21 protein-coding genes and 2 riboswitches are annotated in these 20,140 nt (G+C 72.9%); of the genes, 7 read left to right on the top strand and 14 right to left on the bottom strand.

Annotated elements, in window-relative coordinates; translation table 11 throughout:
• The first annotated feature begins 55 nt into the window (after positions 1-55).
• Positions 56-883, top strand: a complete 828-nt coding sequence (locus tag ACFY3J_RS00350) for a helix-turn-helix domain-containing protein (protein WP_390839630.1) — start codon at positions 56-58, stop codon at positions 881-883.
• Positions 864-1,049, top strand: coding sequence for a DUF397 domain-containing protein (locus ACFY3J_RS00345; RefSeq protein WP_390839628.1), 186 nt, complete (start codon positions 864-866; stop codon positions 1,047-1,049). The genes ACFY3J_RS00350 and ACFY3J_RS00345 overlap by 20 nt, the downstream gene beginning before the upstream one ends.
• 3 nt (positions 1,050-1,052) lie before the next feature.
• Here the strand turns inward: ACFY3J_RS00345 and ACFY3J_RS00340 are convergent, their stop codons facing one another.
• The 8 genes from ACFY3J_RS00340 to ACFY3J_RS00305 form a co-directional block, all read right to left on the bottom strand.
• Positions 1,053-1,586 carry a PH domain-containing protein gene (locus tag ACFY3J_RS00340; protein WP_384173727.1) on the bottom strand — a complete coding sequence of 178 codons (534 nt, stop codon included), beginning with the start codon at positions 1,584-1,586 and terminating at the stop codon, positions 1,053-1,055.
• 62 nt (positions 1,587-1,648) lie between these two features.
• Positions 1,649-2,332 (bottom strand): YoaK family protein, encoded by a 684-nt coding sequence (locus ACFY3J_RS00335; protein ID WP_390839626.1) that lies wholly within the window; start codon positions 2,330-2,332, stop codon positions 1,649-1,651.
• A gap of 114 nt (positions 2,333-2,446) precedes the next feature.
• Entirely contained in the window at positions 2,447-3,343 is an 897-nt protein-coding gene (locus ACFY3J_RS00330; RefSeq protein ID WP_390839624.1) for an ECF transporter S component, read from the bottom strand.
• Positions 3,340-5,025 (bottom strand): ABC transporter ATP-binding protein, encoded by a 1,686-nt coding sequence (locus ACFY3J_RS00325; protein ID WP_384173737.1) that lies wholly within the window; start codon positions 5,023-5,025, stop codon positions 3,340-3,342. The genes ACFY3J_RS00330 and ACFY3J_RS00325 overlap by 4 nt, the downstream gene beginning before the upstream one ends.
• Positions 5,022-6,158, bottom strand: coding sequence for a CbiQ family ECF transporter T component (locus ACFY3J_RS00320; protein ID WP_384173740.1), 1,137 nt, complete (start codon positions 6,156-6,158; stop codon positions 5,022-5,024). Before ACFY3J_RS00320 ends, ACFY3J_RS00325 begins: the two co-directional genes overlap by 4 nt.
• A complete protein-coding gene (locus ACFY3J_RS00315; protein WP_384173743.1) occupies positions 6,151-6,795 on the bottom strand; it encodes an SCO2322 family protein in 645 nt (214 codons plus the stop codon). The genes ACFY3J_RS00320 and ACFY3J_RS00315 overlap by 8 nt, the downstream gene beginning before the upstream one ends.
• Complete coding sequence (locus ACFY3J_RS00310) at positions 6,792-8,012, bottom strand: prenyltransferase/squalene oxidase repeat-containing protein (RefSeq protein ID WP_390839622.1); 1,221 nt, start codon at positions 8,010-8,012, stop codon at positions 6,792-6,794. Before ACFY3J_RS00310 ends, ACFY3J_RS00315 begins: the two co-directional genes overlap by 4 nt.
• A 109-nt stretch (positions 8,013-8,121) precedes the next feature.
• A riboswitch (cobalamin riboswitch) is annotated at positions 8,122-8,250 on the bottom strand.
• A 125-nt stretch (positions 8,251-8,375) separates the two neighbouring features.
• Positions 8,376-8,551: riboswitch (TPP riboswitch) on the top strand.
• Complete coding sequence (locus ACFY3J_RS00305) at positions 8,551-9,174, bottom strand: TetR family transcriptional regulator (RefSeq protein ID WP_390839620.1); 624 nt, start codon at positions 9,172-9,174, stop codon at positions 8,551-8,553. Its footprint overlaps the riboswitch before it by 1 nt.
• Before the next feature lie 218 nt (positions 9,175-9,392).
• On the opposite strand from ACFY3J_RS00305, the gene ACFY3J_RS00300 reads away from it, so the two are divergent.
• The 3 genes from ACFY3J_RS00300 to ACFY3J_RS00290 are packed head-to-tail and all read left to right on the top strand — an operon-like array spanning position 9,393 to position 12,645.
• Positions 9,393-10,838, top strand: a complete 1,446-nt coding sequence (locus tag ACFY3J_RS00300; RefSeq protein WP_384173751.1) for a glycosyltransferase family 4 protein — start codon at positions 9,393-9,395, stop codon at positions 10,836-10,838.
• Entirely contained in the window at positions 10,832-11,575 is a 744-nt protein-coding gene (locus tag ACFY3J_RS00295) for a methyltransferase domain-containing protein (protein WP_384173754.1), read from the top strand. The genes ACFY3J_RS00300 and ACFY3J_RS00295 overlap by 7 nt, the downstream gene beginning before the upstream one ends.
• Positions 11,572-12,645: a prenyltransferase gene (locus tag ACFY3J_RS00290; RefSeq protein WP_390839618.1), complete on the top strand. Its 1,074-nt coding sequence runs from the start codon at positions 11,572-11,574 to the stop codon at positions 12,643-12,645. Before ACFY3J_RS00295 ends, ACFY3J_RS00290 begins: the two co-directional genes overlap by 4 nt.
• 53 nt (positions 12,646-12,698) lie before the next feature.
• Here ACFY3J_RS00290 and ACFY3J_RS00285 read toward each other — a convergent pair whose 3' ends face one another.
• Positions 12,699-12,992: a hypothetical protein gene (locus ACFY3J_RS00285; RefSeq protein WP_361409023.1), complete on the bottom strand. Its 294-nt coding sequence runs from the start codon at positions 12,990-12,992 to the stop codon at positions 12,699-12,701.
• Positions 12,993-13,145: 153 nt separating this feature from the next.
• On the opposite strand from ACFY3J_RS00285, the gene ACFY3J_RS00280 reads away from it, so the two are divergent.
• The gene (locus tag ACFY3J_RS00280) at positions 13,146-13,712 is read left to right on the top strand and encodes a hypothetical protein (RefSeq protein ID WP_384173760.1); all 567 of its coding nucleotides are present in this window, start codon (positions 13,146-13,148) and stop codon (positions 13,710-13,712) included.
• A 115-nt stretch (positions 13,713-13,827) separates the two neighbouring features.
• Here ACFY3J_RS00280 and ACFY3J_RS00275 read toward each other — a convergent pair whose 3' ends face one another.
• The 4 genes from ACFY3J_RS00275 to ACFY3J_RS00260 form a co-directional block, all read right to left on the bottom strand.
• Positions 13,828-14,592 (bottom strand): hypothetical protein, encoded by a 765-nt coding sequence (locus ACFY3J_RS00275; RefSeq protein WP_384173762.1) that lies wholly within the window; start codon positions 14,590-14,592, stop codon positions 13,828-13,830.
• 154 nt (positions 14,593-14,746) lie between these two features.
• Positions 14,747-15,727 carry an N-acetylmuramoyl-L-alanine amidase gene (locus ACFY3J_RS00270; protein WP_384173765.1) on the bottom strand — a complete coding sequence of 327 codons (981 nt, stop codon included), beginning with the start codon at positions 15,725-15,727 and terminating at the stop codon, positions 14,747-14,749.
• Positions 15,728-15,737: 10 nt separating this feature from the next.
• Entirely contained in the window at positions 15,738-16,400 is a 663-nt protein-coding gene (locus ACFY3J_RS00265; RefSeq protein ID WP_384173768.1) for a class I SAM-dependent methyltransferase, read from the bottom strand.
• A gap of 147 nt (positions 16,401-16,547) precedes the next feature.
• Positions 16,548-18,287 (bottom strand): MFS transporter, encoded by a 1,740-nt coding sequence (locus ACFY3J_RS00260; protein ID WP_384173771.1) that lies wholly within the window; start codon positions 18,285-18,287, stop codon positions 16,548-16,550.
• Between the two features lie 427 nt (positions 18,288-18,714).
• Here ACFY3J_RS00260 and ACFY3J_RS00255 point away from each other — a divergent pair, with 427 nt between their 5' ends.
• Positions 18,715-19,455: a class I SAM-dependent methyltransferase gene (locus tag ACFY3J_RS00255; protein WP_384173774.1), complete on the top strand. Its 741-nt coding sequence runs from the start codon at positions 18,715-18,717 to the stop codon at positions 19,453-19,455.
• Between the two features lie 7 nt (positions 19,456-19,462).
• On the opposite strand, the gene ACFY3J_RS00250 is transcribed toward ACFY3J_RS00255, so the two are convergent.
• Entirely contained in the window at positions 19,463-20,095 is a 633-nt protein-coding gene (locus ACFY3J_RS00250; RefSeq protein WP_384174105.1) for a response regulator, read from the bottom strand.
• Positions 20,096-20,140: the final 45 nt, after the last annotated feature.

The raw sequence follows: 20,140 nt of genomic DNA, 5'->3' as shown, positions 1-20,140 counted from the left end.
TACCGCCTGAACACAACGGGTTCGCCCGTGGGGCGTCGCGTGAAAGGGGCCGTGCGTGACCAACGTCAATGTCCTCGCCCCGGGGGCCTCGCCGCTCGACTACTACGGTTTCGAGCTGAGGCGGCTCCGGGAAGCCGCCGGGCTGACGCAACGGCAGTTGGGCGACATCATCAACTACACCGGCTCGCTGGTTGGGCAGATCGAAACGGCGCGGAAGCTGCCGACGCCGGAGTTCAGCGAGCGGGTGGACGCGGCGCTTGGCACGGACGGACTGCTGTCCCGGCTGGTCGCGTTGGTGATGCGCAGCCAGCTTCCGGCGTGGTTTCAGCAGGTGGCCAAGTTGGAGGGACGGGCCTCAGAGATCTGCACGTTCCAGATGGGCATGATCCACGGGTTGTTGCAGACTGAGGCGTACGCGCGTGCCACGCTCGGTGCACTCGACCGGACCGACCTCGACGACCGCACCGCCGTACGGCTGGCCCGGCAGAGCATCTTCGAGAAGGAAGAGCCACCGGTGCTCTGGATGGTGCTCAGTGAGGCGGCGTTGTACCAGGAGATCGGCGGCCCCGAGATCATGCGTGGGCAACTGTGCCGTCTGCTGTCCTTCGAGGACGTCCCTCGGGTCAACATCCAGGTGCTGCCATATGCCTGCGGCGCCCATGCGGGACTGACTGGCTCATTCACCCTCTTTCGCTTCGAGGATGACCCGACCATCGTCTACACCGAGGGTTACGGGGTCGCGTATCCGAGTGCTCATCGCGACACCGTCAAGGACTGCTCGCTCCGTTACGATCATCTGCAAGCTGCCGCACTCTCGCTCAGAGATTCGGCAGCGCTGATCCGGCGCGTGATGGAGGACCGCTATGGAGTTCAACTGGCGTAAGTCCAGCTACAGCAGCGACCAGGGCGGCGAGTGCATCGAGATCGCCGAAACGCCGGAGGCCACCGTGGCCGTACGCGACTCCAAGACCCCCGCCGGCCCGGTGCTCACCCTCGCGCCCGCCGCCTTCACCGAGTTCGTGTCGTGGGCGGCTGCTGACGCCGGCTGATCGTCAGCCGGCGGCCGGCGGCACCTGTCCGCCCCACTGGTGGCTGCGCTGCTCGTTCTCGACGGCCTCGTAGATCAGGCCCTGGAGGCCCTCCGGGTCCGAGACGTGCTTCAGTTCGAGCATTCCGTGCTCCGAGGCCGACTGGACGGTCAGCGTCCCCTCGCGCAGGATGCGCTCCCACAGCGTGGCGCGGAACTCGACGTCGTTGACGCGGGTCAGCGGGATGCTGTGCCCCGTCTTCGTCAGGAAGCCGGTGCGCACGGAGACCCGCTTCGTCGTGACGATGTAGACGGTGCTGCGCCAGATCAGCAGCGGCCGCAGCCAGAACCAGACGGAGATGATCACCGCCACGCCCAGCACCACGTATCGGGCGACGGTGCCCCAGTCCTTGCCGGACGGAGTCACCCACGCCAGCGCGCCCGCCACGGCCCAGACGAGGACGAGCACGACGAACTCGCCCACCATCTGGGTCCAGTGCTGGCGGGTTGCATGTATCAGTTCCTCGTCATCGGCCAGATGACGGTCCACGTTCACCATGGGCGGCATCCTGGCACATCAAGTGCCGTATGAGCACGGCCCCTCCGACCCGAGGGACGGCGTCATTCGCGTCCGGACGCCACCACGGCCAGGACGCCCGACAGCACCGCCGCGATCAGCAGGGGGATGCCCAGGCCCTGATGGACCACCAGCCAGGCGCCGAGGACGGCGCCTGCCAGCATCGCGATCACGGAGGCCGTACGGCGCGGGGAGCGGCGGCCGGTGCCGCCGCCGGCCCTGGAGTCGGCGGCGAGACCCGTCAGGGTCCTGGTCAGGACGGTGGTCGTCAGGTCGGGCACGTCCAGCTTGATGACCGTCGCGTTGCGCAGGCCCATCGCGAAGGCGGTCAGGGCGATGACGGAGTACACCATGGCCTCCGTGTCCGGCGCGGCGAAGGCCACCACCGCGGACGCCGCGACCAGGACGGCCTCGGCGGCGAAGGTCACCCTGGCCCAGGTGCGGCGCGAGCCGGTGCCGTAGCGCAGCGCTACCCGGCCGCCGACCGCCGCGCCCAGCAGGAAGCACACCAGGGAGGTGGCGGTGCGCGGCACGGAGAAGCCCGGTGCCCCGGCGGCGGCGAAGCCGAGCACGACCACGTTGCCGGTCATGTTGGCGGTGAAGACGTGTCCGAGCCCGAGGTAGCTGACCGCGTCGATCAGTCCGCTGACCACGGTCAGCCCCAGGAGCACAGCCACCAGGCGCAGTCCGCGCGCCTCGGGGTCCTCCGGTGGCGGGTCCGTCGTCATGGGGCCAGGAAAGCACCAACCGCCGGTCCGCGGCAGCCGGACACGGCGAAGGCGGCGGCCCAGGGGATCGGGGGCCGCCGCCTCCACGAGTGCCGTGAGGGTCTCACCGACCGGTCACGGCGACGGTGCGTCGAAGGTGACCGGGGCCTCGAAGGCGGCCCGGCGGGTGGCGCGGCGCAGCGCCCGCAGCACGGCGTGGCCGAGGACGAGGGTCAGGACCACCGTGACGGCGGCCCGGCCCAGGTCCCAGCCGAGCGAGGTGGCAAGGCAGTACGCCACGAACCGGGCCAGGTTGGTGGGGACGCCCGCGTGCGGGTCGAAGGCGATGGAGGAGGCGAGGGTGCCCATGAAGGGCCAGCCCGCGAGGTTCATGACGGTGCCGTAGGCGAAGGCGGCCAGGAAGCCGTAGAGCGCGAGCAGCAGCAGTTCCGCGCGGCCGCGCAGCCGGTCGGTGCCCGGCAGCAGACCCGCGCCCATGGTGAACCAGCCCATGGCCAGCATCTGGAACGGCATCCACGGTCCCACCCCGCCGGTGAGCAGCGCGGAGGCGAACATCGTCACCGAGCCCAGGACGAACCCGAAGCCCGGCCCGAGCACCCGCCCGCTCAGCACCATCAGGAAGAACATGGGCTCGATGCCGGCCGTCCCGGCCCCGATCGGGCGCAGCGCGGCCCCCGTCGCGGCCAGCACACCGAGCATGGCGACGGCCTTCGGGCCGAGGCCGGACTCGGAGATCGTCGCGGTGACGACGGCGACGAGCAGCACGAGCAGGCCCGCGAACAGCCAGGGCGCGTCCTGCGCGTGCGCGCTGAGCGACGAGGCGGGCGGGGCGAGGAACGGCCAGCCGAACGCGGCCACGCCGACCACGCTGACCAGGGCGAGCGCGGCGAGGGACCGGGGGCCGAGGCGGACGGCCCGCACCCGAGCGCCGGCACGGCGCACCTTCGCGTCGGCAGGACGGGTCCTGGGGCCCGGAGAACGGGTCTCCGCGTCGGCGGAACGGGCCGTCATGCCAGCGCCTCGCGGACCTGGGCGGCGGTGAGCCACCGCTGCGGGGCCAGGATCTTGGTGACCTGCGGGGCGAAGGAGGGGGAGGACACCACCACTTCGTCCGTCGGACCGTCGGCGATCACCTCGCCCTCGGCGAGCAGCACGACCCGGTGGGCGAGTTCGGCGGCCAGTTCGACGTCGTGCGTGGCGAGCACGATGGCGTGTCCCGCGGCGGCGAGCGCGCGCAGCAGGGCGACCAGGCGGGTCTTCGCGCCGTAGTCGAGACCGCGGGTCGGCTCGTCGAGCAGCAGCAGGGGCGGGCGGGCGGCGAGCACGACGGCGAGCGCGAGCGCCAGCCGCTGGCCCTCCGACAGGTCGCGGGGGTGGGTGTCGTCGCCGACGCCGGGCAGCAGCTCGCGGACCAGGCCCCGGCAGGTGCCGGGCGCGGCGTGTGCGTCCTGGTCGGCGGCCGCGCACTCGGCGGCGACCGTGTCGGCGTACAGCAGGTCGCGCGGTTCCTGCGGGACGAGCCCGACCCGGCGTACCAGTTCGCGGGGCGTCGTGCGGTGCGGGACCGCGCCGCCCACCCGGACCCGCCCGGCGGACGGCTGGACCAGCCCGACGAGCGAGCCGAGCAGCGTGGACTTCCCGGCGCCGTTGCGGCCCATGAGGGCGACGGTCTCGCCGGGGGCGACGGACAGGTCCACGTTCCGCAGGGCCTGGACGCCGGCGCGCCGGACACCGAGGGAGTGGACCTCGGCCACGGGCGCGCCCGCCGGGACGGGCTCGGGGGCGGGGCCGCGGCGCAGCCGCCACCGGGGTGCCGGACGGGGCGCGGGGACCGGGAGTGCCGTGGCCGGCGCCGACCCGGAGCGCACGGGTTCCCGTCCGTCCAGCCGTTGCCGCAGACCGGCGGCCCGGCGGCGGGCGTCCCGCACGGTCAGCGGCAGCGGGGACCAGCCCGCCAGCCGGCCCAGGTCCACCACCGGCGGGTACACCGGGGAGACGGCCATGACGTCCGCCGGGGGCCCCAGCAGCGGGGCGGCGCCCGGGGCCGGCAGCAGGACGACCTGGTCGGCGTACTGGACGACCCGTTCCAGGCGGTGCTCGGCCATGAGGACCGTCGTGCCGAGGTCGTGCACGAGCCGCTGGAGGACGGCGAGGACCTCCTCGGCCGCGGCCGGGTCGAGCGCCGAGGTCGGCTCGTCCAGGACGAGGACCTCGGGGTGCGGGGTGAGGACCGAGCCGATCGCGACCCGCTGCTGCTGGCCGCCGGACAGGGTGGCGATGGGGCGGTCGCGCAGGTCGGCCAGGCCCAGCAGGTCCAGGGTCTCCTCCACGCGCCGCCGCATCACGTCCGGGGCCAGGCCCAGCGACTCCATGCCGTAGGCGAGTTCGTCCTCCACGGTGTCCGTGACGAAGTGCGACAGCGGATCCTGGCCGACGGTGCCGACGACGTCGGCGAGTTCACGGGGCTTGTGGGTGCGGGTGTCCCGGCCGGCCACGGTGACCCGGCCGCGCAGGGTGCCGCCGGTGAAGTGCGGCACCAGCCCGCTGACCGCGCCGAGCACGGTGGACTTGCCGACGCCGGACGGCCCGACGAGGAGGACGAGTTCACCCTCGGGCACCTCGAAGTCGACGCCGCGGACGGTGGGTTCCACCGCTCCGTCGTAGGTGACGGAGACATCCTCGAAGCGGATCACGACGGCTCCTTGGGGGCGGGACTGGCGGGTGCGGCGAACGCGGGGGCCAGACCGAGGAGTACGGCGGCGGCGGGCCACAGGGGAAGAGTGGGCGGGACGAGCGGGACCACGCCCGGGTGCAGGGCCTGGGGATCGCGGGCGGCGGCGAGCGCCAACAGGGCCGCGACCAGCATGCCCGACCCGGCGACCAGACAGGAGCGGAGGTTCCAGGAGTCCGGGCGGTAGCGGGTGCGCGGGGAGCGGCGACCGCCGAGCCACAGTCCGGACAGGGCGGCGGCGACCCCGGCGAGCAGCACCGGCAGGCCGTAGGTGCCGCCCTCGGCGGTGAGCAGTCCGTACGTCCCGGCGCAGACGCCCAGCAGACCGCCGAGGGTGAGCGCGGCAGTGGTCCGGCGGACCGCGGGGGCGACCTCGGCGGTACGGCCGTAGCCGCGGGCGTCCATCGCGGCGGCGAGGGCGACGGAACGCTCCAACGCGCCCTCCAGGACCGGCAGTCCGACCTGCACCAGCCCGCGGACACCCCGGTCGGGGCGGCCCCGCAGCCGGCGGGCGGCCCGCAGGCGCCGCCCGTCGGCGACCAGGTGCGGGGCGAAGGTGAGCGCGACGACGACGGCGACCCCGGTCTCGTACAGGGCGCCGGGCAGGGACTTCAGCAGCCGGGCGGGCGCGGCGAGGGCGTTCGCGGCGCCGACGCAGACCAGCAGCGTGGCCAGCTTCAGACCGTCGTACAGGGCGAAGACGACCGCCTCGGCCGTGACCCGGCCGCCCAGGCGGATGCCCTGCGCCCAGTGCGGCAGGGGGACTTCGGGAAGGGAGACGATCACGTGCGAGCCGGGAATGGGCGAGCCGAGCACGACGGCGAAGACGAGGCGGATGACGAGGACGGCGAGGGCGAGCCGGACGAAGGCGGTGTAGGACCGGGCGGACGGCGTGTCGGGGCGGCAGCTCACCACGACGTAGCCGGAGACCGCCAGCAGCAGGCCGAGCAGCAGGGGATTGGTGGTGCGGGTGGCCGCGGTGCCCAGGGCCAGCGCCCACAGCCACCAGGCGCCCGCGTGGACACCGGCGGAGCCGCGGGCGGGTGCGCCGCCGGAGCGGCCCGCCCGCCCGCGGTCCCGCACGGCGTCAGGCATCCCTGCGCCGCCGCGCCTGCCAGACCGCCGCCGCGCCCAGTACGACCACCACGGCACCTCCGGCGAGGAGACCCACCGAGGGGCCCTCCTCGCGCGGCTCGTCCGCGGCCGGCTGCTCGCTCCCGCCCGCCGTCACCTGCTCGCCGCAGCCCTTCTGCGGATAGCCGGAGATGGCGCACAGCAGGGCGTTGGCGTCGTACCGCAGCGGTTTCGCGACGGCCGCCAGGGCCTCCGCCGTGGTCGCGTCGGACGGCACCCGGGCGCACACCGTGCGCGGCGCCGGCGGGGTCTCGCCGGCCGGGGCGTCCGCCTGGACGCCGAAGTCGAGGACGAGCGCCACCCGCTTGCTGCCCTTCTCGGCGGGCGTCTTGACGCAGATGGCCTCGAAGTCGGCCGTCCCGCGCGGCTTGCTCGCGTCCTGGGAGTCCTCGCTCACCGAGAAGCGGAAGCCCTGGACGTCGCCGTCGGACGGACGAGCGGTCGACGGGCCCTCGGTGGCGTACGTCCACTTCCCGCCGTCGCGGTCCCAGAAGGACCAGTACCGGTAGCCGGTGGCCTGCGCCTGACCGGCACCGGCCACCAGCAGGAGCGCGGCGGCGAGCAGCGGTGCGCCGAGCGCCCGGAGGCCGCGTGTCACGGCTGCCCCTGCTTCTTCCGGCCGCTCAGCAGGAACCCGATGCCGATGCCCGCGACGAGGAAGACGCCGACGGTCCACCAGACTCCGTAAGTGGAGTTGTCCTTAGCGATGTCCCCGGCACCCTCCTTGCCGACGGACTCGGGGGCGGGCCCGGTCGCGTTGAGCCGCTCGACCAGGTCGACACCGCCGAAGTCATGCGGGTCGGCGTCGGCCGCGTACGCGGCGAAGACGAGCTGGGCGTAGGCGGCGGGTCCGCTCTGCTTGGCCCACGCCTCGGAGTTCTTCTCCAGCCACTTCAGCGGCTTCTGCGCCTGCGCGGGCCCGCTCTGCGCGGCCAGGGCGACGACCGTGTCGGCGGTGTTGCCGAAGTCGGGCTGGTCGGTGGCACCGGGGAGGGAGGAGGTGAGGTGACCGTCCTTGGCGACGGCCTGCGTGAGGTACGAGGCGCCGTTGGCCGCGGCCCGGTCGGGGCTGGGCTTGCCCGAGTCCTCGCAGCGGGCCTCGGCGCCCTTGGCGTTGCCCTTGGGGGCCATGCCCTGCCCGAGCGCGGCGACGACGGCGGCCGCCGTGGCGTCCGCGTTGGCGGCGAGCTTGCCCTTCTTGTCCGGCTGGTAGGCGAAGGAGCCCGCCCCGTCGCCGGAGCACGGCAGGGCGAAGGTGAGCAGGGCGTCGTAGGGGGACTTGCCGTCCTTGACGACGCTCTCCGGCTTCTGCCCGACGGCGGCGAGCGCGCCGATCACGACCGAGGTCGAGTTGGTGTCGCTGGGCCCGCCGGGCGTGTACCCCCAGCCGCCGTCCTTGTTCTGCACGGACTTCAGCCAGGACACCGCCTTGCCGGTGACCGTGTCGTGGCCGCCGAGCGCGGCGAGGGCCTGCACGGCGGCGGCGGTGCTGTTGGTGTCGACCATCAGCTTGGCGTCGCAGGCCTTGCCCGGCTCGGCGCGGAAGGCCGCGAAGGAGCCGTCGGCGCACTGCTGTCCGGTCAGCCAGTCCACGGCCTTGGCGGCGGGCCGCACATCCACGGTGTGCTGCGCGAGCAGCGCCAGGGACTGGCGCCAGACGCCGTCGTACTGGGGGTCGGTCGTGCCGTAGAGCCCCGCCGGAAGAGCCGGCGACGACGGGGACGGGCCGGCGGACGTGTCTGCGACGGCGGGGGCCGCGCTGCCGATCACGGCGACGGCGGCGGCCAGGGCCGCGGCGCTGCGGCGGAAGTTCATGATCGGCGGGTGCCTCTCCCTGCGGGGAGCCGGACAGCACGGGACACCCCGGCGGCTCGGCTCCGTATACCTCGACGGTGCGATGCGCCGGCGGACTGCCGACACGCATGAGCCGGTCACGTCCCGTCCCGGGCATTCCGGCTCGCCGCCCTCGCGGGACGGCTCACGGCTGCGGGTCAGCGCCGGATTTCCACCGGCTTCCCCCCGAACGGGTGTGATGACGACCCGGTCACTCTACCGGCCTACCGGAAAGGCCCCGAGGGGTGGCCGATGCCCGTCTCGTCCGGCGCGGGAGAAACTGAAAAAATCTTCGGATTGGGGGGTTCCATCCGGTGCGGGAGGATTTATTCTGTAAGTGGCCTACGAGGCGAGTGAGGGAGTTCAACCGGAGTAGCCGACTTTGGCGAGACGCTACGGCATCCGCTGAGGCCGACGTCGACGGTCGGGCTGAGAGGCCGGAAGGTAGCAGTCGGACCCGAAGGCGACCCCCATTACCTGATCCGGGTAATACCGGCGAAGGGAACCCGTCTCGTAGGTCCTATTCGTGCGCCACGGCGGGCGTGGTCAGGTCGATCAGACGGCATGCCGTCCCTATGTCGGCCTTCGCCTGGGCGAGGGAGGCGCGGCCCGAGAGCCAGGTGATCAGGGCCGAGAGCCAGGTGTGCTCGATCACGCGGACCGCGGAGAGCTGCTCGGCGGTGGGCTCCTCCAGGCCCATGGCGTCCAGGATGATCGCGGTGGTCTGGCGGGAGACCTGGTCGACCTCCGGGCTCACGCTGCGGTCCGCGAAGGTCAGCGCGCGGACCATCGCGTCCGCGAGGTGGGGGTCGCGCTGGAGGGCGCCGAAGGCGCGCATCAGGGTCTCCGCCACCCGCTCGGCGGCGCTCTCGCCGGCCGGCGGGTTCTTGCGCAGCGTGCCGTGCAGGCGCTCCAGCTGGTCCTGCATCGTGGCGACGAGCAGGTGGACCTTGGACGGGAAGTACCGGTAGAGCGTGCCCAGGGCCACCTGCGAGGACTCCGCGACCTCCCGCATCTGCACGGCGTCGAAGCCGCCCCGGGCGGCCAGTTGCGCGCTCGCGCGCAGGATGCGGCGGCGACGGGCCTCCTGCCGCTCGGTGAGGGGCGGTGAGGCCGACCGGGAGGTACTGGCTCGCGCAGGCATGGATCCCGTTCCGTGACAGTCGGTGAGGCAGGGGCCGGCAGGGGGACCGGACCGCGGGCGGTGGCGCGGGCCGTGGTGCGAATCACCCGATCCGCTGCTCACAGCGTGGCTACCTGCCGGTAGATTCGGAGCCTCCTGAACGATCAAGTCTGAAACTTGTTCTAGATTAGCGTCCCGACGTAATCTCGCGGGACAGTGCAGCCAGAAGGGGGGCCGGAGTGACCGCTGAGCCCAGTCAGGCGGGGTCCCCGGCGGACCTGGCAGTGGACGGCGAGCGACCGCTCGGCATAGCGCTCCTCACCTACAAGGGAAACCCGTTCTGCGGCGGCCAGGGCGTCTACGTACGCCACCTCTCGCGCGAACTGGCCCGCCTCGGTCACCGGGTCGAGGTGATCGCCGCCCAGCCCTACCCCGTTCTCGACACCCTCGACACCCTTGGTGAGATCGCCGGCGACGGCCCCGACGGCCGGCTGCGCCTGACCGAGCTGCCGAGCCTGGACCTCTACCGGCAGCCGGACCCCTTCCGCACCCCGAAGCGCGACGAGTACCGCGACTGGATCGACGCGCTGGAGGTCGCCACCATGTGGGCCGGCGGCTTCCCCGAGCCGCTGACCTTCTCGCTGCGCGCCCGCCGCCATCTGCGCGCCCGGCGCGGGGAGTTCGACATCGTCCACGACAACCAGACCCTGGGATACGGGCTGCTGGGGGACGTCGGCGCGCCGCTGGTCACCACCATCCACCACCCCATCACCGTGGACCGGAAGTTGGAGCTGGACGCCGCCGAGGGATGGCAGCGGCGCTGGTCCGTACGGCGCTGGTACGCCTTCACCCGTATGCAGAAGCGCGTCGCGCGCCGGCTGCCCTCCGTGCTCACCGTCTCCGGCACCTCCCGCCAGGAGATCGTCGACCACCTCGGCGTGCGCGAGGACCGCGTCCACGTCGTGCACATCGGCGCCGACACCGACCTGTTCTCACCCGATCCGGCCGTGCGGCAGGTGCCCGGCCGGATCGTGACCACCTCCAGCGCGGACGTGCCGCTCAAGGGGCTGGTGTTCCTCGTCGAGGCGCTGGCGAAGGTGCGCGCCGAGCACCCCGCCGCGCACCTCGTCGTCGTCGGCAAGCGACCCGAGCAGGGCCCGGTCGCGCTGGCGGTCGAACGCTACGGCCTCGAAGGCGCCGTCGAGTTCGTCAAGGGGATCTCGGACGCCGAACTGGTCGGCCTGGTCCGCTCGGCCGAGGTCGCGTGCGTGCCGTCGCTGTACGAGGGCTTCTCCCTGCCGGCGGCCGAGGCCATGGCCACGGGCACTCCGCTGGTCGCCACGACCGGGGGCGCCGTCCCCGAGGTCGCCGGACGCGACGGCGAGACCTGCCTGGCCGTGCCGCCGGGCGACGCCGGGGCGCTGGCCACGGCGCTCAGCCGGCTGCTCGCAGACCCGGAGCTGCGCCTGAGGCTGGGCCGGGCCGGGCGTGAGCGGGTCCTGCGGCACTTCACCTGGGCCCGCGCCGCCGAGGGGACCGTGGCCCGGTACCGCGAGGCCCTCGCCCGCTCCCGCGCGGGCACCCCCGTCGGCCGTGGCGCGGGCGCCCCGGGCGCCGGCCCCGCGCGGACCGGCGCCACCACGACCGACGCCGACCTCAACCGAGAAAGCAGGGCCACGTGCTGACCGTCGACTTCTCCCGGTTCCCGCTCGCCCCGGGCGACCGCGTGCTGGACCTCGGATGCGGTGCCGGCCGGCACGCGTTCGAGTGCTACCGGCGCGGGGCCCGGGTCGTGGCGCTGGACCGCAACGGCGAGGAGATCCGCGAGGTCGCCAAGTGGTTCGCGGCGATGAAGGAGGCCGGGGAGGCGCCGCAAGGGGCGACCGCGACCGCCGTGGAGGGCGACGCGCTGGCGCTGCCCTTCCCCGACGACTCCTTCGACGTCGTCATCATCTCCGAGGTGATGGAGCACATCCCCGACGACAAGGGCGTCCTCGCCGAGATGGTCCGGGTGCTCCGGCCGGGCGGGCGGATCGCGGTCACCGTGCCGCGCTACGGTCCCGAGAAGGTCTGCTGGACCCTGTCCGACGCCTACCACGAGGTGGAGGGCGGCCACATCCGCATCTACAAGGCCGACGAACTCCTCGGCAGAATGCGCGAGGCGGGCCTGAAGCCCTACGGCACCCATCACGCGCACGCGCTGCACTCACCGTACTGGTGGCTGAAGTGCGCGTTCGGCGTCGACAACGACCAGGTGCTGCCGGTGCGGGCGTACCACAAGCTGCTGGTCTGGGACATCATGAAGAAGCCGCTGGCCACCCGGGTGGCCGAGCAGGCGCTGAACCCACTGATCGGCAAGAGCTTCGTGGCGTACGCGACCAAGCCGCGGCTGCCCGCCACGGCCGGGGGCGCCGAGGCGTGACGACTCCCCGGACAGAACACCTCGTCCTGCCCGGGGTCCTCACCGCCGGGCAGGCCGCCGCGACCGTACGCGGCATACTCGCCGTCCAGCGGGAGGACGGGGCGATCCCGTGGTTCCGCGGGCACCACCTCGACCCGTGGGACCACGTCGAGGCGGCGATGGCGCTGGACGCGGCCGGCGAGCACGAGGCCGCCGAACGTGCCTACGCATGGCTGGCCCGCCACCAACTCCAGGACGGCTCCTGGTACGCGGCCTACGCCGACGGGGCGCACGACGACGTCACCGACCGCCGCCGGGAGACCAACTTCGTCGCCTACACGGCCGTAGGGGTCTGGCACCACTACCTCTCGACGGGCGACGACACCTTCCTCGACCGCATGTGGCCGGTCGTGTACGCGGCGATCGAGTTCGTGCTGCGGCTCCAGCAGCCCGGCGGGCAGATCGGCTGGAAGCGGGAGGACGACGGCACGGACACCGCGGACGCGCTGCTGACCGGGTGCTCCTCGGTCCACCACGCGCTGTGCTGTGCGCTGGCCATCGCGGAGCAGCGTGAAGAGCCGCAACCGGACTGGGAGTTGGCGGTCGGCGCGCTCCGGCACGCGATCCGCGCGCACCCGGAGCGGTTCCTGGACAAGGACCGCTACTCCATGGACTGGTACTACCCGGTGCTGGCCGGCGCGCTGACCGGCGCGGAGGCGAAGGCGCGCATAACGGAGAGCTGGGACCGCTTCGTGGTGCCCGGACTCGGGGTGCGCTGCGTCGTCCCCAACCCATGGGTGACGGGCGGGGAGTCGGCCGAACTCGCCCTGACCCTGTGGGCGATGGGCGAATCCGACCACGCCCTGGCCGTGCTCCAGTCCATCCAGCACCTGCGCGACCCGGACACCGGCCTGTACTGGACGGGCTACGTCTTCGAGGACGACGCCGTGTGGCCCCGCGAACTGACCACGTGGACCGCCGGCTCCCTCCTGCTCGCGGTGGCCGCGCTCGGCGGCCACGAGGCCACCTGCACGGTCTTCGCGGCGGGCGACCGCCTGCCGCGGGGCCTCGACACGGACTGCTGCGGCTGACGCCGTTCGTCAGACCGGGCCGGCCCGGCCCGGTCTGGTGCGGCCCGCCGCCGTCAGTGCCGGTGCATCCGGTTGGCGACGGCGTGGCCGACGAAGAGGTACACCACGGCGGCCAGACCGTAGCCGGCGATCACGCGGGCCCAGGGCCTGTCGAAGGTGAAGAGGTCCCGGGACCAGCCGGCCAGCCAGTCGGCCGCGCCGTGGACGAACCGGACCAACTCGTTGGCCCGGTTGGCGTCCAGCAGGTACATCAGAATCCACAGTCCGAGGATGACGGCCATGACGTCCGCGACCACCGCGATGACCGTACCGGCGGAGTTGGAACCTGTGCGATATCGAGGGGACATGCCCTTGCGTCTGCCCCGGAATCCCGCCGGAAACCCGGTCCGCGCACGGGGAGTGACCCGGAGGGTACCTCCAGTGCACTGTTTCGGCACGGCCACCCGGGATCACACGGATCTCCTGAACAACACCCGGAGCAACATGTTCGGGAGGACATCGTGCCCGTACCGATACGGCGCCTCGCCCTGGCGCTGACGCTCTGCTGCGCCCTGCTCGCCGGTTCCACCGGGTGGGCCGTGGGTGCCCAGAGCACTCCGCAACACAGTCCGACGGTCGCCGTGGCGGCGGCCAAGCCCAGCCCCACCACGCCCGCGGAGAGGCAGCACTTCGCCAAGACCCGGTTCGTGGCGAACGCGGCGCTGGCGGCCGGGGCCACCTACGAGTGGATCGTGAAACCGTACAAGCAGGGCAAGTTCAAGAAGGGCGCTCCCCACCGCAGGAGCACCCTCATCAAGGCCGCCCTGGCCGGTGCCTTCACGTACAACCGGCTCAAGGCCGCCGTCCGCAACGCCCATGGCGACCCCCTGCTGTCGAAGGCACTCGCCCCGCTCAACAAGGCCATCAACGACCTGAAGGCCCTGCCCTCCAAGCTGCGTCACGGCGACCCCTCGGCGGTCCATGACTACAACAACGTCATCAACAAGGTGAAGGGCGCCGGGAGCAGCGCGGGCGCGCCGGTCCACAACAAGGTGCCGACCCACTCGCAGCTCATCCACGGCTCCTAGGAGCCGTTCCGGGCTGTTCACCGACGGCCTGCCGGGTCCAGGCCTCGCATGCGGCACGGCAACGGCCCCCCGCCCGTGAGGGCGAGGGGCCGCGGCGCGGGTCCGGCGGGCCGGATCAGCCGCGCTGGATGTTGGACGCGTCCTGGAGGACACCCCGGCGGCCGTCCTGCATCTCGGTCAGCAGGCCCTGACCGCGCTGCTCCACGGCCAGGTACCACACGCCCGGCGCCAGTTCGGCGATCGGCGCGGGGGAGCCGTCCTCCGCGAACAGCGGACGCGGCGCCGGCACGGCGAACCAGAACGGCGAGAAGCCGGCCGCGGGCTGCTGCCCCTGCGGGGCCTGCTGCGGCTGACCACCGCCGAACGACGGCTGGTTCTGCTGCGGCTGCCCGCCGAACGGCTGCTGAGCGCCCGGGTAGCCGTACCCGCCCTGCGGCTGCGCGCCGTAGGGCTGCGGCGCGGCCGGCCTGGGCGCGGGCATCAGGGCGGCCTGGAGAGCCGGGACCAGCGGGGTGGCGACGGCACCGGCGGCCAGGGCCAGGGCAGCGATGAAGCCCAGGATCAGGCCGGCGCCCGCGCCGACCTGGGGAGCGTCCACCAGGTTCCAGAACATGATCCACGCCACCAGGACCGTGAACGCCACTCCCACTGCGCCCAGGTCCAGGCCCGCCACCTTGCGGGGCTGCGGCAGACACCGGTTGACGATGATCAACGCGGCGCCGATCACTCCGCCCATGTAGACGCCGAGGCCCAGACCGAGCGCGTCCCAGGCGTTGCTGGTCAGGTAGCTCGAGTAGGTGTGGAGGAACGACGCGATGAACAGCAACACCGCTGCTCCGATCACCACGCCGTCGCCCCGAGTGAGGGAGCGGATATTCACGTCAGGTCCTTCTGGTTCGTCGTCTCGTCGGTGGAGGCGTCGCTGTCACCATCTCGCCGTCAGGCCGCGGTGCGAAGCGCGGGGGTGGCGCCTCATCGTACGGATGACACTATCGTCCGTACGGCCACGATGTCCGCCGGGACGAGTGCCCTGATCACGACCCGCGCAGGAAACTCACGATTCCCTCAGAGATCCCCTCTGCCGCCTTCTGCCGCCAGTCACCACTGGTGAGCGATGCCGCGTCCTTGCTATCGCGCATGTTGCCGCACTCGATGAACACCTTGGGAACCGTTGACAGATTGAGACCGCCCAGGTCCTTCCGCGTGACGAGGCCGGTGCCGCCGCCGATGTAGTTGGACGGCGCCTCGCCCGTGACCCGGACGAAGTTGCCCGCGATGCGCTCGCCCAGATCGCGGGAGGCGGAGACGATCGGGCGGGTGTCGGCGGAGCCGGCGTGCACGGCCCCCGGGAGGATGACGTGGAAGCCGCGGTCACCGGACGCCGCGCCGTCGGCGTGGATCGACACGGAGGCGTCCGCGTGCGCCTCGTTGCCGATCCGGGCGCGCTCGTCGACGCACGGGCCCCACGCCGGAGAGTCGCCGTCGTGGGTCAGCTTCACCGTCGCGCCCTGCGCTTCGAGCAGCGCGCGCAGCCGGTGGGCCACGTCCAGCGTGAACCGGGCCTCGGTGTAACCGGCGTTGGTGGACGTGCCGGTGGTGTCGCACTCCTTGCGGTTGGTGCCGATGTCCACCGTGCGGTTGATCTCCGCCGTGTGCCGGAAGTTGCCCTGGTTGTGGCCCGGGTCGATGACGACGACCTTGCCCTTGAGCGGGCCGGAGGCGGCGGGTGTCCGCGAGACGGGCTGGCCGGCCTTCTTGTCGTCCTGTCCGGGATACGAGGGCAGGAGCGGCCCCTCGGACCCCGCGGGGGAGCCGGACCCCGAGGGGGAGCCGGTCGCCGACGGCGGTGCCGCCGTGTCCGAGCCGCCGCCCGGGTCGCCCACCGCCTCGTACACCAGCCAGCCCAGCAGCGCGCCGGGCACCAGTGCCGCGAGGGCGACGGTCAGCAGTCCCCGGCGGAGGCGGCCGGGGCGCTCGGGCTGCGGGACATCGAAGTCGGGGCCTTTGTACGACACGTCTGCGACTCTAACGGCGGGTGCGGGCGCCGGCTTCCGTTCGCCGCAGGACGCGCAGCGATCCGGTCGCCGACTCCTCGGTGAACCCGCCCGACTCCAGGGCCCTGAGGTAGACGCGGTACGGGGCCTGTCCGGTGAACTCGTCCACCGGGTCCGGGAACACGTCGTGGATGACCAGCAGCCCGCCCTCGGCCAGGCGCGGCGCCCACCCCTCGTAGTCGGCGGTCGCGTGCTCGTCGGTGTGGCCGCCGTCCACGAAGACCAGGCCGAGCGGGGTGTTCCACAGGGCGGCGATCTGCGGTGAGCGGCCGACGAGCGCCACCACGTGGTCCTCGAGACCCGCCCGGTGCAGGGTCCTGCGGAAGGCGGGGAGCGTGTCCATCAGCCCGATCTCGGGGTCGACCGTCTCCGGGTCGTGGTAATCCCAGCCGGGCTGCTGCTCCTCGCTGCCGCGGTGGTGGTCCACGGTGAGCGCGGTGACCCCGGACCGCCGGGCCGCGTCGGCGAGCAGGACCGTCGAGCGCCCGCAGTACGTGCCGACCTCCAGCAGCGGCAGCCCGAGCCGCCCGGCCGCCACGGCCGCCGCGTACAGCGCGAGCCCCTCGTCGGTGGGCATGAACCCCTTCGCGGCCTCGAACGCGGCGAGGATTGCGGGCTCAGGTGCCGCGGGCATGGGGGGTCCTTCCGATCGGTCGTCTCTGTCGGTTTTCTCTGTCGGTCGTCTCGGTCGTGCGTCCGTTCAGGCCGCCATGCTGCCGCACCCCCGGCCGCGCGGGCGACCGGGGGTGCGGTGGTGCTTCTCCCAGACGTACGTCTCGTTTCAGGCGGTGACCGACTCGTTCGGCAGGGACAGGTCCAGGTCGACCGGGTGGTCCTCGCCGGGGTGGGTCGCCGCGCTTGCGTGCGGGCCGTGCCCGGCGGCGCGGGCGGCCAGGACGTACGGGCCCCGGGCGGGCACCGCGAGGGCGTAGCTGCCGTCCTCGGCGGAGAGCGTGGCGCCCGCCTGGCGGCCGCGGCGGTCGATCAGCGTGACCTTGGCACGGGCGACCGGGGTGCCACCGGCGTCCAGGACCCGGCCGCGGAAACCGCGCAGGACCGCCTCGGCCCGCGCCAGGTTGGCGTCCTCCTCGCTGCTCGCGCGCAGCCGCGGGCCCGTCGAGAGGTTCGGCCGGGGCAGGCACAGGGCCAGCGCCAGGCCCACGACGACGGCGGCCGTGGCGATCAGGAAGGAGACGCGGAAGCCGTGCATGGTGGGGATCGCGAGGCCGCCGCTGTGGTGCGCGGTGTTGGCCAGCACCATGCCGATCACGGCACTGGACACCGACGTGCCGATGGACCGCATCAGGGTGTTGAGGCCGTTGGCCGCGCCCGTCTCGGAGGCCGGGACCGCGCCGACGATCAGCGCGGGCAGCGAGGAGTACGCCAGTCCGATGCCGGCGCCCAGGACCACCGAGACGACGACGGTCTGCCAGGCCGCGTTCATCAGGCCGAGGCCGGCCGCGTATCCGACCGCGATGATCAGCAGGCCGATGATCAGGGTGGTCTTCGGGCCGTAGCGGGCGGACAGGCGGGCGTAGACCGGCGCGGTGAACATCATGGTCAGGCCCAGCGGGGCCACGCACAGACCGGCGACGACCATCGACTGACCGAGCCCGTAGCCGGTGGCGGCGGGCAGCTGGAGCAGCTGGGGCAGGACGAGGGAGACGACGTAGAAGCTGACGCCGACCATGATCGAGGCGAGGTTGGTCAGCAGCACCTCGCGGCGGGCGGTGGTGCGCAGGTCGACCAGCGGGGCCGCGACGCGCAGCTCCATCAGGCCCCACAGGAGCAGGACGAGGACGGCCGCGGCGAACAGGCCGAGCGTGGTGGGCGACGACCAGCCCCAGTCGCTGCCCTTGGTGACGGGCAGCAGGAGCAGGACCAGGCCGCCGGACAGGCCCAGCGCGCCCGGCAGGTCGAAGGAGCCCTCGGCGCGCGTCGGGGACTCCGGTACGACGAGGAGGGTGAGGCCGATGGAGAGGACGCCGAGGCCGGCGGCGCCGTAGAAGAGGCTGTGCCAGTCGGTGTGCTGGGCGACCATGGCCGCGGCGGGCAGGGCGAGACCGCCGCCGACACCGATCGAGGAACTCATCAGCGCCATGGCGGAGCCGAGCCTCTCGCGCGGCAGCATGTCCCGCATCAGGCCGATGCCGAGCGGGATCGCGCCCATCGCGAAGCCCTGGAGCGCGCGGCCCGTGATCATGGGCAGCAGGGCGGAGGTGAACGCGCTGACCAGCGCGCCGACCACCATCACGGCGAGGCTGGCGATCAGCATGCGGCGCTTGCCGTACAGGTCGCCGAGGCGGCCCATGATCGGCGTGGCCACCGCGCCGGACAGGAGGGTGGAGGTCAGGACCCAGGTGGCGTCGCTGGGCGAGGTGTCCAGCAGTTGCGGCAGGTCCTTGATGACCGGGACGAGCAGGGTCTGCATCACCGCGACGACGATCCCCGCGAAGGCGAGCACCGGGACGACGGCCCCGCTCGCTCTCCGTTCGGGCCGTCCGGTCGTCGTGAGCGTCATCGAGTGGGGCCTCCGGGCCGTGAGGGTGGAGCGTGCGGTCATCCGTGCGGAACGGGCGCTGGATGAACCCCGTAGGCCGAGGCAACTATTCCGATGCTTTGGCGTACTAACGATTTCTTGACCGTTCCGTGAGGAACTGAACGCGCGTCAGACCGCCTGCGGGTCTGGGGAGTGGAGGAGAAAAACCAGGGCCGGCCCGGCCATGGAAGCCCTTCTCAAGCTCCAGGGCGCAGGCGCGGGCGGAGTTTCGCACCGGGCCGGGGGTGAGGCCCTTCCGGCGCCCGCCGCGGCCCCGCAGATGCCCGGACAGCGCCCCTGCACAGCCCCGCGCATAGCCGCTGACCTGGGCTTTCGTGGTGTCCGACCCTAGACTCGACCCACTTGGCCCACTCGGGCACGTCGAATGACGAATACGGAAGGGGGCCGTATGGAGCGGGACATTCGCACGGTCGACGAGGTGCTGGTGCTGCTGGACGGGCTGTTCGCGCCGGATGCCGACCGGTGGACCGGGACCGGGGGCGCGGCCGGCTGGTGGGACGGGTTCTACGCCGACCGGTCACGGCCGGTGCCGTTCTTCGTGGACAAGCCGGACGAGAACCTCGTCGAGTGGCTGGAGCGGGGGCTGATCGGCGGGCGCCGGGCACTGGACCTCGGGTGCGGGCCGGGGCGCAACGCCCTGTACCTCGCCGAGCGCGGCTTCGAGGTGGACGCGGTCGACCTGTCGCCGCAGGCCATCGCCTGGGCCCGGGAGCGGGCCCGGGAGACGGGGGCCGAGGTGCGGTTCCTGTGCCAGGACGCCTTCGGTTCCGCCGGCTCGCCCCTCACCGGCCCTTACGACCTGGTGTACGACTCCGGTTGTTTCCACCACCTGCCGCCGCACCGCCGGATCAGCTACCTGGCCCTGCTGGACCGGGTCCTGGCCCCCGGCGGTCGCCTGGCCCTGACCTGTTTCGCGGCCGGAGCCATGGGCTGCGAGCTGTCCGACGCGGAGCTGTACCGCAGCGGCAGTCTGCACGGCGGGCTCGCGTACACGCCCGAGTCGCTGCGGCGGATCTTCGCGGACCTGACGGAGGTGGAGCTGCGGCGGATGCGGGACGAGCCGGAGGGGTCGCCCTGCTTCGGGGAGGATTTCCTGTGGACGGCGCTGTTCGGGAAGGAGCCGAAGTAGCCGACGGCTACAGCCAGCCCTGGCGGCGGGCCTCCCGTACGGCCTCCATGCGGTTGCGAGTGCCGGTCTTGCCGATCGCGGCGGACAGGTAGTTGCGGACGGTGGACTCCGACAGGTGCAGCTTCGCGGCGACGTCGGCGACCGTCGCCCCGTCGGCGGAGGCCCTCAGCACATCGCACTCGCGGGCGGTGAGCGGACTGGGGCCCGCGCTGAGGGCGGCCGCGGCGAGCACCGGGTCGACCACGGTCTCCCCGGCGAGCACCCTGCGGATCGCGGCCGCCAGTTCCTCCACCGGCCCGTCCTTGACCAGGAAGCCCCCGGCCCCGGCCTCCATGGCCCGGCGCAGATAGCCGGGCCGGCCGAAGGTGGTCAGGATCAGCACCCGGCAGCCGGGAGCCCGCTCGCGCAACTCGGCGGCGGCGTCCAGACCGCTCGTCCCGGGCAGTTCGATGTCCAGCAGCGCCACGTCGGGGCGGTGGGTCAGCGCGGCGTCCACGATGGCGTCGCCCGCCGAGACCTGGGCGACGACCTCCATGTCGTCCTCCATGCCGAGCAGCAGGGCGAGCGCGCCCCGCATCATCTGCTGGTCCTCCGCGAGAAGGAGGCGGATGGACTTGGCGGGCCGGCGGTCCCCAGGCATCTCGTTCACGGACCAAGGGTATTGACCCAGCGCCCCACGGGCGGG

This window comes from Streptomyces sp. NPDC001231, from assembly GCF_042896885.1.
Classification (GTDB): Bacteria; Actinomycetota; Actinomycetes; order Streptomycetales; family Streptomycetaceae; genus Streptomyces.
Note: the sequence above shows the minus strand (reverse complement) of the source record. Positions and strands in the feature narration are given on the sequence as shown.